The 12,848-nt window shown below is 66.4% G+C and carries 15 protein-coding genes; 4 read left to right on the forward strand and 11 right to left on the reverse strand.

The window, feature by feature from the left end:
* Nucleotides 1-11: 11 nt before the first annotated feature.
* The gene (gene deoC, locus L5G33_RS08800) at nucleotides 12-710 is read right to left on the reverse strand and encodes a deoxyribose-phosphate aldolase (protein ID WP_236997794.1); all 699 of its coding nucleotides are present in this window, start codon (nucleotides 708-710) and stop codon (nucleotides 12-14) included.
* A gap of 28 nt (nucleotides 711-738) precedes the next feature.
* Here deoC and purU point away from each other — a divergent pair, with 28 nt between their 5' ends.
* Nucleotides 739-1,656, forward strand: coding sequence for a formyltetrahydrofolate deformylase (gene purU, locus L5G33_RS08805; protein WP_308191554.1), 918 nt, complete (start codon nucleotides 739-741; stop codon nucleotides 1,654-1,656).
* A gap of 57 nt (nucleotides 1,657-1,713) precedes the next feature.
* Here purU and L5G33_RS08810 read toward each other — a convergent pair whose 3' ends face one another.
* From L5G33_RS08810 to L5G33_RS08830, 5 genes are all read right to left on the reverse strand, one after another.
* Complete coding sequence (locus tag L5G33_RS08810) at nucleotides 1,714-2,859, reverse strand: LmeA family phospholipid-binding protein (RefSeq protein ID WP_236997795.1); 1,146 nt, start codon at nucleotides 2,857-2,859, stop codon at nucleotides 1,714-1,716.
* Nucleotides 2,856-3,677, reverse strand: coding sequence for a carbon-nitrogen hydrolase family protein (locus L5G33_RS08815; RefSeq protein WP_236997796.1), 822 nt, complete (start codon nucleotides 3,675-3,677; stop codon nucleotides 2,856-2,858). Before L5G33_RS08815 ends, L5G33_RS08810 begins: the two co-directional genes overlap by 4 nt.
* A 221-nt stretch (nucleotides 3,678-3,898) precedes the next feature.
* Nucleotides 3,899-4,720 carry a hypothetical protein gene (locus tag L5G33_RS08820; RefSeq protein ID WP_236997797.1) on the reverse strand — a complete coding sequence of 274 codons (822 nt, stop codon included), beginning with the start codon at nucleotides 4,718-4,720 and terminating at the stop codon, nucleotides 3,899-3,901.
* A gap of 175 nt (nucleotides 4,721-4,895) precedes the next feature.
* Nucleotides 4,896-5,408 carry a DUF2505 domain-containing protein gene (locus tag L5G33_RS08825; protein WP_236997798.1) on the reverse strand — a complete coding sequence of 171 codons (513 nt, stop codon included), beginning with the start codon at nucleotides 5,406-5,408 and terminating at the stop codon, nucleotides 4,896-4,898.
* Nucleotides 5,409-5,430: 22 nt separating this feature from the next.
* Nucleotides 5,431-5,919, reverse strand: coding sequence for a DUF2505 domain-containing protein (locus tag L5G33_RS08830; RefSeq protein ID WP_236997799.1), 489 nt, complete (start codon nucleotides 5,917-5,919; stop codon nucleotides 5,431-5,433).
* 24 nt (nucleotides 5,920-5,943) lie between these two features.
* On the opposite strand from L5G33_RS08830, the gene L5G33_RS08835 reads away from it, so the two are divergent.
* Entirely contained in the window at nucleotides 5,944-7,005 is a 1,062-nt protein-coding gene (locus L5G33_RS08835; protein WP_236997800.1) for a UDP-N-acetylmuramate dehydrogenase, read from the forward strand.
* Here the strand turns inward: L5G33_RS08835 and L5G33_RS08840 are convergent.
* The 5 genes from L5G33_RS08840 to L5G33_RS08860 all read right to left on the reverse strand — a co-directional run bounded on the left by L5G33_RS08840 (nucleotide 6,983) and on the right by L5G33_RS08860 (nucleotide 10,982).
* The gene (locus L5G33_RS08840) at nucleotides 6,983-8,062 is read right to left on the reverse strand and encodes an alpha/beta fold hydrolase (protein WP_236997801.1); all 1,080 of its coding nucleotides are present in this window, start codon (nucleotides 8,060-8,062) and stop codon (nucleotides 6,983-6,985) included. The genes L5G33_RS08835 and L5G33_RS08840 overlap by 23 nt on opposite strands.
* Before the next feature lie 12 nt (nucleotides 8,063-8,074).
* Nucleotides 8,075-8,824: a MerR family transcriptional regulator gene (locus L5G33_RS08845; RefSeq protein ID WP_236997802.1), complete on the reverse strand. Its 750-nt coding sequence runs from the start codon at nucleotides 8,822-8,824 to the stop codon at nucleotides 8,075-8,077.
* Between the two features lie 49 nt (nucleotides 8,825-8,873).
* Nucleotides 8,874-9,200 (reverse strand): DUF2516 family protein, encoded by a 327-nt coding sequence (locus L5G33_RS08850; RefSeq protein ID WP_236997803.1) that lies wholly within the window; start codon nucleotides 9,198-9,200, stop codon nucleotides 8,874-8,876.
* A gap of 9 nt (nucleotides 9,201-9,209) precedes the next feature.
* Nucleotides 9,210-9,668 carry a helix-turn-helix domain-containing protein gene (locus tag L5G33_RS08855; RefSeq protein WP_236997817.1) on the reverse strand — a complete coding sequence of 153 codons (459 nt, stop codon included), beginning with the start codon at nucleotides 9,666-9,668 and terminating at the stop codon, nucleotides 9,210-9,212.
* A gap of 96 nt (nucleotides 9,669-9,764) precedes the next feature.
* Nucleotides 9,765-10,982 (reverse strand): DUF445 domain-containing protein, encoded by a 1,218-nt coding sequence (locus tag L5G33_RS08860; protein ID WP_236997818.1) that lies wholly within the window; start codon nucleotides 10,980-10,982, stop codon nucleotides 9,765-9,767.
* A gap of 139 nt (nucleotides 10,983-11,121) precedes the next feature.
* Here L5G33_RS08860 and L5G33_RS08865 point away from each other — a divergent pair, with 139 nt between their 5' ends.
* Both L5G33_RS08865 and L5G33_RS08870 read left to right on the forward strand, forming a co-directional pair.
* Complete coding sequence (locus L5G33_RS08865; protein WP_236997804.1) at nucleotides 11,122-11,895, forward strand: TetR/AcrR family transcriptional regulator; 774 nt, start codon at nucleotides 11,122-11,124, stop codon at nucleotides 11,893-11,895.
* Nucleotides 11,896-11,921: 26 nt separating this feature from the next.
* Nucleotides 11,922-12,743 carry a polyphosphate kinase 2 family protein gene (locus L5G33_RS08870; RefSeq protein ID WP_236997819.1) on the forward strand — a complete coding sequence of 274 codons (822 nt, stop codon included), beginning with the start codon at nucleotides 11,922-11,924 and terminating at the stop codon, nucleotides 12,741-12,743.
* Nucleotides 12,744-12,848 lie beyond the last annotated feature (105 nt).

Raw genomic sequence — 12,848 nt, forward strand, 5'->3', positions numbered from 1 at the left:
GGCGACTGTCGCTACTCGGCGAACCCCTCAAGCACCGCACGTGACCCGGACAGCCCGAGGCGGGTGGCCCCTGCCGCAATGAGCTCGGCCGCGAACTCGGCCGTCCGGATGCCGCCGCTGGCCTTGACCCCGATCGATCCGCCGACGGCTGCACGCATCACCCGTACCGCGTGGACGCTTGCTCCGCCTGCCGGGTGGAATCCGGTCGACGTCTTCACGAAATCGGCTCCGCCTTCGACGGCTTTGCGGCAGACGGCCGCCAGTCCGTCGTCGCCGATCGCCTCCAACAGGAGGGCCGACTCGACGATCACTTTCAGCACGGTGTCGGCACCCACGCCTTCACGGACGGTGAGGACGTCGGCGAGGATCTCGTCGTATCGACCGTCGACCGCGGAGCCGACGTCGATCACCATGTCGACCTCCTGTGCGCCGTTCTCGACCGCGAAGCGTGCCTCGGCAGCCTTGACCAGTGAGTGATGCTTCCCCGACGGGAACCCGGCGACGACACAGGTACTCAAGGGGCCGGTCTCGATGGGCAGCATCGACGGCGACAGGCACACGGAGTAGACGCCGAGGTCGAGGGCTTCGGCGACGGCCGCTTCGGCGTCGGCTCGGGTCGCTTCGGGTTTGAGGAGCGTGTGGTCGACGAGGGCCGCGACGGCCGCCCGATTCGGGTTGTCGTGGGGTCCGGTCAGGTTGCTGTTCGTCACAACATACGAGCTTGGCACACTTGACAGGGTGAGCACCTCCCCGACCTCGTCGCCCTCCCCCGCAAGTGCCTCTCCCGTCGCTGCAGACGAACGCCGTCTCGTCTTGACACTCGGCTGCCCCGACCGCACCGGCATCGTCGCGGCCATCTCCGGTTTCATCGCTGAGATCGGCGGATGGATCACCGAGGCCGCCTACCATTCGGACCCGCAGTCCGGCTGGTTCTTCACCCGGCAGGCGGTCCGTGCCGACAGCGTCGACCTCGACGTCGACGATCTGCGACGACGGTTCGGCGAGGTGGCCGCACAGATCGGCCCCGACACCGAATGGACCCTCACCGACACGGGTGTGGAGAAGTCCGTCGTCTTACTGGTCAGCCGCGACAGCCACTGCCTCATCGACCTCCTCGGCCGGGCCGAGCGCGGCGAGTTCCCCGCGACCATTCGCGCGGTCGTCGGCAACCATCCCGACCTCGAAGATCTGACGACTCGGTTCGGTGTGCCGTTCCACCATGTGCCGTTTCCCGCCGACGGCAAGCCCGCAGCATTCGCGGCTCTGCAGAAGCTCGTCGACGGATACACGCCTGACGCGATCGTCCTCGCACGGTTCATGCAGATCCTGCCCGCCGACCTGTGTCAGGAATGGGCGGGCCGCGCCATCAACATCCACCACAGCTTCCTGCCGAGCTTCGTCGGCGCACGGCCTTACCACCAGGCGTTCGACCGCGGCGTCAAACTCATCGGAGCCACCTGTCACTACGTGACCGCAGATCTCGACGCGGGACCGATCATCGAGCAGGACGTCAGCCGCATCAACCACGACTACTCGACGGCCGACATGGTCCGGCAAGGTCGGGACATCGAGACTCTGGTCCTGTCGCGCGGCGTCCGGTGGCATCTCGAAGACCGTGTCCTCGTCCACGGCCGCAAGACCGTCGTGTTCGCCTAGTTGTGTCGGGGAAGTAGAACTAGTTGTGTCGGGGGGAAGTAGAACTAGTCCGCGAAATTAGATCGAGCAGCCGCCCGACGACTCGCCCGACGAGTCCGGGCTCTCGGCGGCTTCCTTCATGTTCACGTCGTCGCCCGCGAAGCTGAAGTTGATCCCGGTCTTGGTGACCGTGAACTCGTCGACCTTGATCTGTTTGAACAGCGGGCCGAACATCGAGTCGGTCACCTGGTCGACGATCGGCTGAGCGAAGTCGGACGGCAGACCGAACATCAGTGCGGTCGCATCGGTCACTTGGAAGTCGACGGCTCCGTTGGTCAGCTTCGGCTTCAGGGTGACGGTCGCGGGCACCGAGATGATCGCAATCGGCACCTCGGTGCTGATCTTGATGGTCCCAGCCTTGTCGTCTGCGGCGATGTCGGTGATCTTCGCGCCGCCCTGGGTGCCCGAGTCGTTACTCAGCTCGGTGATCCGTTTGTACGGCAGGTACCCGGTGCCGTCGAGGTGGTCCACCGTGCCGCCGTCGGTGCTGATGCCTTCGGCTCGCGCGTGCAGGCGCATATCGGTGGGTTCACCGTCACTGGTGTCTACCTGCACCCACGGCACACTGCTTCCGAACACGGACAGCAGCATCGGTTTACGCGAGACGGACACTTCCGTCGATGCCCCGGTGAGATCGCCGAACGCGTTCTCGATGCAGCTGGTCACTTTGTTGCGCATGTACAGCTCGGTGCCGACTCCGGCGATCACGAGGAGCAGGACGACGGCCACCGCGACGAGGCCGTACGTGCGGCGACGACCGTGCTTGCCAGCGGCGGGCGCCGAGCGGGTCACCGGCACGTCGGGCGACGACGCCGGCAGCGACGGGTCGGTCCCGATCGGCCCGAACTCACCGGTTCCGGGCGTCTCCATCTGCTTCGTGGACGGATTCGTCTGCGAATAGGCGTGCGTCGCCGGGTCCGGCCGGGCGTGCGCGGGCGGACGAGGCTGGATACGGTTCTGGTCGATCGGGCCGGTCACCACTTCGCCGGTCGGCGAGTCCTCGGGAGTCGGCGGAGTTGTCGGGCTGTCCGGGGTCGCTGAAGTGTCCGAGGTCGCTGAAGTGTCCGGGGTATGGACGCCTTCCGGCGTCGGAGTAGCCGAGGCCGGAGGAGTCTCCGGGGTCTCTGGATTCTCGACCGGTTCGTTCTTGTCCTCGTCCGTCATTTCGCATCGGTCCCATCCAGGCGGGGAATGTCCCGGCGGTTGGCGAGCGTCGCCAGCGCCGCACGCGCCTTGTCAGTCCGGGACAGGTCGAGATCGTGTAGCTCCACCCGCTCGCCGGAATCATAGTCGGCGATCACGCTACCGAACGGATCTGAGATTCGGCTATGACCGATGCCGGTGGGGGCCGCGGAATCTCGCGCCGCAGCGTCCTCCGGCAACGCCTGTCCCACGGCTGCGACGAATGCTGTCGCGTCCAGTGCACGGGCCGACGCCAGCAGTTCCCACTGGGCGATCTTGCCTGGGCCCGACCCCCACGACGCTGGGACGACGATGAGATCGGCGCCGCGGCGTGCGAGTTCGGTGAACAGTTCGGGGAAGCGGATGTCGTAGCATGTGGCCACCCCGACCCGGTGGTCGCCGAGGTCGAAAACGAGCGGCTCGTCACCCGGCGCGATGGTCGCGGATTCTTCGAAGCCGAAGGCATCGAACAAATGAATCTTGTCGTAGGCGAGCCGAGGGAGCCCGGGGCGGGCGACCACCAGCGTGTTACGGGTCCGACCGTCGTCGGACGGCGTGAACATGCCCGCGACGACGGCGACGCCCGTCTCATCGGCGACATCGGACACCGCAGAGGCCCATGGGCCGTCCAACGGCTGCGCGACAGTGTGCAGCGACACCCCGAATCGGCACATCGCAGCCTCGGGGAACACGATCAGGTCAGCGCCGGCCGCGGCTGCCTGCCGCGTCTCATCGAGAACTCTGGCCAGATTCTCAGCTGGATCGGTGCCTGTCGAGATTTGGGCCATCGCGAGGCGCACGCGGGGTCCTCCTGAAATATCGTCGGGCTGGACTGTCGTCGATCCGGAATGTCGTCGATCCGGGGCGAGTCTGGATGTCAACGCTAGTCGGCCGTCACCGGCGACTGCCAGGGGATCGATGAAATGCAGGACGCGCACCCAGCGGAGAGGGCCTGGCTGAGGAGGCGATCGGACCCTACTGCTGGTACCGAGTGGACCCTACTGCTGGTATTGGGTGGAGCCTACCGCTGGTATCGGGTGGAGCCTTCGGGGCCTCGCGTCGAACTGATGAGCTTCGCGAAGCAGTGGTCTTTGTCGAGGGACTGGCTCGCACACCACGACAACGCCTGCTCCGGGTTCGCGAACGGCTGCACCGACACGATGATCCACCAGTCGGGGCTGGAGAACACCGGCCAGTCCGAGGACCGCAGGAGTTTCACGTTCGGATAGCGGGCCTTCATGCCCTCGTACTCGGCGAGGATCGACTGGTTGTCCCAGGTCTGGCCCTCCGCGACGACGCCAGGCCATTTCGCACTCACCTGGGCGACCCACCGATCGTCGTAGCGGGCGCGGACGTCTGCGGTGTCCGTCTGCGACACCGAGGACAGTTCCTTTCGCGCGTCGTCCTCCGGATCGGTGACGACCGTCGACGTCGTCGGAGTGTCCGTGGCAGGCACCGAGACGGTCACCTGGTCGGCGGAGGGCGCGTCCGCGTGGTCGTCCTTGCCCGCCACCTTCGCCCAGATGACGACGGCGGCGACGACCAGCGCGAGCACGCACGCGATCGCCAGTCCGATCGCGATGCCACGCGCGACATTCGAGTCACGGGGCGGACCGGGCTGGCCACCGTTTAGGTATGGGCCACCGTACGGATACTGGCCGCTGGGATATTGGCCGCCGGGATACTGGCCCGATACGTACTGGCCGGTCGGCGGATAGTTCCCCGCAGGGTACTGCTGCCCCGGCACCTCCGGGAGGGTGCCACCGTGCATCGTTTCGGCGTAGTGGTCTACGTGCCCGCCCGCACCATCCTGCTGCGACTCCCCGTGCCCCGGCCTCGACATGCGCTCATCCTAGCCGCGTCCGACGGCCAGGACGTGTCCGAGTCGCCCGATCAATCCGATCAGGCGACGACCGATCAGGGAACGGTCAACAGGTTCCTCCACCCGCCGCCTGCACGGGACCGTGACGGCAGGCGTTCCGCACGCGTCACCGTGACGGCGGCTCAGCCGATCCTGATCACGCCAGGTTTTTGGCCACCCAATCGGCGGTGAACTCAGCTTCGCCGCGGAAGAGGTCGACGAGGTTCACCAGCATGAGCTGTTCGAGTTTGCCGTTCACGAACGGCAGATAGACCTTGACCTCGGTGGTCTTGCGCACCGTGCACCCGGTCTCCGTGTCGAACAGTTCCTGCTCGCCGGTCAACGATCCCGGACCGGCCGGGATCGAAGCGGTGTAGGAGCCGGGAGTGCCGGTGGCGTCGAACGCGTCGAGCGATTCGACGCGGGTAATGACCATGTCTTTCATCATCACGGTCTGCGCGATCGGCGGCAGCATGTCCCGGGTCAGGGTCTGCTTGAGGACGACTCGCATGCCGCCCGCACCGGTCTCGAACTCCTCGACGTTGGAGATCGGGGTCAGTTCCCGGAACCCCTCCATGAGGTCGTCCCAGTACTGCCGCTGCATCTGCGCCTGGTAGAGCTTTTCCGCCGGGTGCTCGTAGCGGGCGGAATAACTGAGCCGTCGTGCCATGACGCCCAGAGTAACCGGCTGGTTAACTCTGACGAAAATCGACGGTGGCGTCGTGTTCGGCGTCCAGGAGGTGCACGACCTGCTCGATCACCGCTTTCTCGATGCGTCCGCCGACGAACGGGACCGACACGTCGACGACCCCCGTGTACTGGGCAGTTGCCGGATCTCCGGTGATCACGATGTCACCGGAGATCGTGGCTGGCGCGCCCGTCACCGACGCCTCCATGCGCCCGATGATGGTGTCGCCGGAGAGTCGGAAGACACACGTGCGTGGGATCTCCAGATCGCCGGGCCGGACCGCGGTGACCGCTTTCGGCAGGTTCGACTCATCGACGCCCTGCTTGGTCACGACGGTCGCCTCGTCGCCGTCGAGCGTGAACGACTCGAGCGATCCGTGATCGGAGTTCGTCGCGGCCAACAGGTCACGCCAGTACTGCTCGGTCGTGATCAGCGCCCAATAGTCCTTGGTGGAGAACGGGTAGGTGACCGAGTGCTCGAAGTTGCTCGACATGGGTGAGAGGTTACCGTTACCGGCATGAGTCACGTACAGCCGCTGTCTGCGTTCACCACGCTGCGTCTCGGGGGCCCCGCCGACGCCGTTGTCGAATGCACCCGGACGGCCGCGCTGATCGACACGGTCACGTCACTCGACCGCGCCGGGACCCCGGTGCTCCTCATCGGTGGCGGGTCGAATCTGGTGATCGGCGACGACGGTTTCGCCGGAACGGCGGTCGTCGTCGCGACCGAGGGCGTCGAGTTCGGCTCCGACGACGCGGGCCCATATGTCACAGCGCAAGCGGGCACCGACTGGGACACGCTCGTCGCCGCGACCATCGACGCCGGGTTCGGCGGTCTCGAGTGCCTGTCGGGCATCCCGGGCGCCGCCGGGACCACCCCCGTGCAGAACGTCGGAGCGTACGGCGTGGAGATCAGCGACCTGCTGCGTGAGGTACGACTGCTCGACCGGGCGACCGGCGACGTCCGGTGGGTGCGACCCGAGGAGCTCGCGCTGGCGTACCGAACGTCCAATCTGAAGGGCCGCGACGACCATGTCGTGCTCGCCGTGAGTCTTCGCCTCAACGTGGACGGCGTCTCTGCGCCGATCGCCTACCGCGAGTTGGCGCGTCGGATCGGCGTCCAGGAAGGGGCAACGACATCTGCGTCGCAGGTCCGGGCGATGGTCCTCGAACTACGACGCGGTAAGGGCATGGTGCTCGACCCCGACGATCACGACACGTGGAGCGCCGGTTCGTTCTTCACCAACCCGATCGTCGCCGACGACGCGATCGACCGCGTCCTCGAACGCATCGCAGCCGCGGTCGGCGACGCGCCGATCCCGCGCTTCCCTGCCGACGGCGGATCGAAACTCTCCGCGGGCTGGCTCATCGAACGAGCCGGATTCACGCGCGGCTACCCAAACGAGGACGCCGCGGCACGACTGTCGACCAAGCACACGTTGGCGTTGACGAACCGGGGCGCGGCGACCACCGCCGATCTGCTGGCACTCGCGGCGACCGTCCGGGACGGTGTGCTCGAACGCTTCGGCGTCGACCTGCATCCCGAGCCGGTGTTCGTCAACTGCTCTTTGCCTCGCTGACATCGTCGAGGATGGCGCCTAGCAGGCGGTTGTAGGGGCCGGAACGCTCGATCGGCACCATGTGTCCGGCGCCCGGATACTCGGTGAGCGAATGGAGCACACCGTTCGCGCGCAGCACACCCGCCAACTCCTCGGCGTGCACCGGGCTGGTCAATCGGTCCTGAGTGCCGACGACGACGGCCGTCGGCACGGTGATCTTGCCGAGCCCCGGGCGCACGTCCAGGTCGTACATGGCCGCACCCCACGCGGCGCGCGCCGTCGGTGAGCACGCCGCGATCTGTTCATCGCTGAAGTCGACGTGCGCCTGGCGGGCCACCGGGCCGAGTGCGATGTAGTGCGTGAGCCGTTCACTCACCGGATTCGTGGGCAACGGCAGCGCCGTCGACACGAACGCGCGCTCGACGTACGGCTCCAGCGGGCGGACGATCGCGGGGAGATCCTCGGGGATCAGCAGTTGTCGCTGGACGACGGTGAACGCCCCGGTCGACGTGAGCACGATCGCCGACACCTTCTCCTCCATGCCCGCGCCGAACTGCGCGGCCCACGACATGATTGACATGCCGCCCATGCTGTGTCCGACGAGGACGGCGCGTTTGCCGTCGGGAATCACTTCTTCGAGGACGGCCTGGAGGTCCTGGCCGAGGACGTCGGGGGTCAGCCTGGTCTTGCCGAGTTCGGAGAGCCCGTGTCCGCGCTGGTCGTAGGCGACCGTCGCGTGACGGTCTCCGAAGTGCTGCATCTGGGCGTTCCAGAAGCCGGTGTTGCAGGTCCACCCGTGAACGAACACAAGGATCTCGTCACTTCTGTCGACGTCACCGGAGGTGACGACATGCAGCAGTGTTCCGTCGGAGGCTGCGACGACTGACGACTTAGTGTGCGGCGGAGCCTGGAGCATGGGGTCCGGCCCGTCCTGCACCGGCCTCGGGTAGCGGTACGCCTCACGTAGCAGGGAGCCTGCGATGACGGCCAGCCCGACACCGCCGGTCCCTGCACCGACGGCTCCTGCGATTGCCAGCGCTCGCGCTCCCCACCGCCATCCGCGTCGTGAGTCAGCCATGTCTTCCCCTATCTAGTCCGTCGCGGCGTCCGAGTTCGGATCGCGCGGGTTCTCGAAGTATTCACCGGCTTGGCCAACGGCCCGCGAGATCTCGTCGTCGAGAGCTTTGCTGAACGCCGACTCGACGATCTCGTGGGCCATCGGCCGCACCGTCTGGATCAGTTCGGCGATGCGGGTGAACGTCTGGTCCCCCAGGCCGGGGAGGTTCTCGTCGAAGTACTTGTCCGTGATGAGCGAGACGAAGCTGTGCGCGACGTCTTCGAGATCCTGTTCGACGCGTACCCACATGTCGAGCAGCACATCGATGTCGACGCCCGCTTTGACGAGCGCTTCCGCACCCGCGAGGACCTCCGGGTTCCGCACCGCGTAATGCGCGCCGTCCTTGGCCAGAAGGCCCAGCTTCTGGCTGACTGCGATCGACCGGTCGGACGCCCCGAGCGACCGGCGAAGCTCGGTGATCGTGATCGTGGCGGCACGCTTGATGTTCTTGAACCGGCTGTTCTTCGGCGACTCGCGAAGAACGTGCTCGACCTTCATCCCGTAGTGGGCGGCGTGCAGGAGTTCGCTGATGGTGGCGAACGTGTAGCCGCGCTCGAGCATGCGGGAGATCAGGTTGAGTCGGACGAGGTGCTCGTCGGAGTACCAGCCGGTGCGCCCGCGGATCGCGGGCGCGGGCAACAGTCCGCGGTCCTGATAGACGCGGATGTTGCGGACGCTGACGCCCGAGACGTTTGCGAGTTCGTTGATGCGGTATTCGGTCACTGCCCAGCCTGTCGATCCGACCTGTCGATGCTGTGCGTCGCAGAAACGCTCATCCGAGTTTCCGGAACCAGCTGCGGTTCAGGATCTCGTCGACCCGCACCCGGACGTCGACGATGTAGATCATCGTGGCGATGACACCGACGAGGAACAGGATGAGAACCGACATCCCCCCGACGACGAACAGCCAGATGAGGAGGTTCGCGACGGCCAGGATCGCGACCCAGAAGGTCTTCGACTGCGCGTCCACGGCAGTGTAGGCGTCCGGCCGCGTGATCAGCGCGTGCACGAACGCGGCGAGCGACGAGAGCCCGGCGATCACACCCACCACGAGGAGGATGTACATCCGGGCGTCGAGAACCACGCTTTGAACGGTCACTCCGCCACCTTACCCACGCGCGTTGTCAGGGTCGCCGAACGATCCCGCGGGGACACGTTTGGCTCCGGAGTTCTCGCCGACCTGCCCGTTCTCGCGACGGAACGAATCGTAGATCTCGAGGAGCATCTGCTTCTGCCGTTCGCTGATCGACTCATCGACGAGAAGCGCGTCGCGAACCGGGCTAGCCGGCCGTTCTTCGAGGATCCCGGCACGCACGTAGAGGACTTCGGCCGAGACGCGCAGCCCCTTCGCGATCTGGGCGAGGACGTCTGCCGACGGTTTGCGGAGTCCGCGCTCAATCTGCGAGAGGTACGGGTTGCTGACCCCCGCTCGCTCGGCAAGCTGGCGTAGTGAGACCTGCGCCGACAGCCGCTGCGCACGGATGAATCCGCCGATGTCCTGGGCCGCGGCGGCGACCACTTCGGCCGGGCCGGTGTCGCCGACCGGCTCGTCGTCGGACTGCTGCATGGAGCTGCTCACGTCAGATCTACCTTCTCTACTCGCCCGTACCCAGTGTGCCGACACTGTGCTAGCAGATGCAAGCACTCGGGGCGGTGGGGCTGGTCACCCGAACACGAGAACGGAGACGGAGTAGATGGCGAGCCCGGCGAGCGAGCCGACGACGGTGCCGTTGATCCGGATGAACTGGAGGTCCCGCCCCACCTGCAGTTCGATCTTGCGGCTGGTTTCCTCGGCGTCCCACCCGCGGACGGTGTCGGTGATGACGGAGATGATCTCGGTCGAGTAGTTGTCGGCGACGTGCTTGGCGGTCCGCGCGATCCAGGTGTTCATCTTGTGCTGGAGTGGTCGGTCGTGGCTGATCCGCACGCCGAGTCGGACGACCGCGTCGGAGATCGATGTGCGGAGGGTCGACGACGGGTCGTCGAGCATCTGTTCGATGACGTCCTTGCCCGCCTGCCAGGCGGTGGACGCCGCCCCGGTCACCTCGTCACGGCCGAGGAGCTCGCCCTTGATCTCTTCGAACTTGGCGATGGTCGCCTCGTCGTGCTGCAACTCGTCCGCGAAGTCTCTGACGAAGTCGTGCATGGCACGTCGCAGATCGTGGTCGGGTTCGGCCCGCACCTTGTACGTGAACTCGGTGAGCTCGCGGTAGATCTTGTCGCCGACGAGATTGTTGACGAACGACGGCACCCAGGCGGGGCCATCACGGTCGACGACCCGGTCGATGAGCCCTTGACTGTCCAGCGCCCACTCGTGGGCGCGGTCGCACAGCATCTGAATGATCGGTTCGACCCGGTTCTCATCGACGAGCTGCTCGAGGACCCGGCCGAGAGGTGGAGCCCACAGCGGTTCGGCTGCCCACTTCAGGATTGCCTGGATGAACTTCTCGACGTCTTCGTCGCGCAGCATCTCCGAGCCGAGCCGGATGGCGCGCGACACCTCGTCGTTGACGCGGGGCCCATTGGCGGGGTCGGCGAGCCATCCGGACACGCGTCCGGGCATGTCGAGCCCGACAGCGCGTTCGACGATGACTTCGGGAGTCATGAAGTTCTCTTCGATGAACTCGCCGAGTTGTTCGCCGATCTGATCCTTTTTCCGCGGGATCAGCGCGGTATGCGGGATCGGGATGCCGAGCGGTTGACGGAACAGCGCAGTCACGGCGAACCAGTCGGCGAGCGCGCCGACCATGCCTGCCTCGGCAGCCGCGCGCACGAATCCGACCCAGGCCGCCGTGTCGGAGCCGTCGCGGTGCTCGATCCAGCGCATCACGAAGTAGATCGCCGCAGCGCCCACGAGCAAGCCCGTGGCGACGATCTTCATCTTGCGAAGGTCACGCGCCCGCTGCTCGTCGCCTGCGGCCCCGAGCACGGTCGGAGTCGATTTCGGCGCGGACGGCTGGGACCGGAAGGTTGTCGACACGTACACAGTGTTCCCGAACACCTACTACTGTTGCTAGGTGATGCCTACCCTGAACCCGTTGTCGACCGCTTCGGTCGCTGTGAACGCCGCACGCACGCTGACTCGTGAACTCGAGCAGCGGATCCTCACACCCGCGGTGGAAGCGGTCGCCGGAGACGGACGCAAGCAGCGGTGGGAACACCACAAGCAGGCTCGGCGCACCGAACTGACCGAAGGCACGGTCGAGGCGATTCGAGCGCTCGGACCGAATGCCGGAATGGACGAGATCGCGGCGCACGTCGGGGTTTCCAAGACTGTGCTCTACCGGTACTTCACGGACAAGAACGACTTGGCCGCAGCGGTCACTGTCACATACATGGAGTCGACGCTGCTGCCATTGCTCACCGACGTGCTGACCGACGATCTCGCGGATTACGACCTGGTGCGGACCGTCATCGGCGTGTATGTAGACACGGTCTCGGCGGACCCGAACGTGTACGTGTTCACGACCGGACGGTCGGCCGGCAGCAATTCGGCCGCGTACACGGAACGGATCTTCACCGGTGCCGTACGGTCGACGATCGAGCAGCGTCTCGGGGTGCGCGGTGCGCAGATCGACGGCGCGAAGACGTGGGCGACGGCCATCGTCGGCGCGATCATCCGCGCCGTCGACGGGTGGCTCGTGACGCGCGATCAGCCGACGACACAACTCGTGGACGAGTTGACGATGCTGGTGTGGAGCGCGCTGGTCGGCATCGTCGCCCGCAACGGTGATCCGGTGGCATTCGCGGCGGACCCGTTGCCGATGCCACCGCTTCCGGGCGACGCTCCGTGACCGGCTGGTCGTCGAGCCCGCGAGCGATGCTACGTGCCCGGTCGGTCGGCGGATTCGCACAGGTCGATCCGGCGTCGACGCCCGGATACGACGGCGACAAGAAGACGGGCGCGGCCGAGCTGGCTGCTGTAGGCGAGAAGCTGTCGACGCTGCAGGAAATGCTGTTCGCCGAAGCGCGCAGCGGCGGAGACCGCTCGGTACTGCTGGTCTTGCAGGGGATGGACACCGCGGGCAAGGGCGGCATCGTGCGTCATGTCGGCGGTCTGGTGGATCCGCAAGGGTTGGCCGTGACCGGGTTCGGAAGGCCGACGCGAACCGAGGCGGCGCACGACTTCCTGTGGCGCATCCGTAAAGCGCTGCCCGCGCCGGGGCACATCGGCGTCTTCGATCGCTCACATTACGAAGACGTGCTTCCGGTGCGGGTCCACTCGTTGGTGCCGGAGTCGGTGTGGCGTCCGCGATTCGACGACATCAACGCGTTCGAGGCCGAGTTGGCGGCGTCGGGAACCTCGATCATCAAGTGCGCGCTCGTCGTCTCGAAGGACGAACAGAAGGCACGGCTGGCCGAGCGACTCAAACGGCCGGACAAGTTCTGGAAGTACGACCCGAGTGATCTCACCGAGCGCGCCTACTGGGACGAATACCTCCAGGCCTACCAGGAGATCTTCGATCGGACCGACACCGACGCCGCGCCGTGGCACGTGATCCCGGCCGATCGGAAATGGTTCTCCCGCCTCGCCGTGGCCCAGATCCTGTTGGAGACCCTCGAGTCTCTCGACCTGTCCTGGCCACCGGCGAACTTCGACGTCGATGCCGAGAAGGCTCGGTTAGCCGCGCTCGACGACTGACGGCGGGAAGCCGGCCGAACGCCGATCGGCGGGGGGGGGGGGGGGGGGGCCCCCCCCCCCCCCCGAACAAAAAAAAGAATTGAGGCGGGGGGGGGGGGCGCGGCC

This window comes from Gordonia liuliyuniae (assembly GCF_021738805.1).
Classification (GTDB): Bacteria; Actinomycetota; Actinomycetes; order Mycobacteriales; family Mycobacteriaceae; genus Gordonia; species Gordonia liuliyuniae.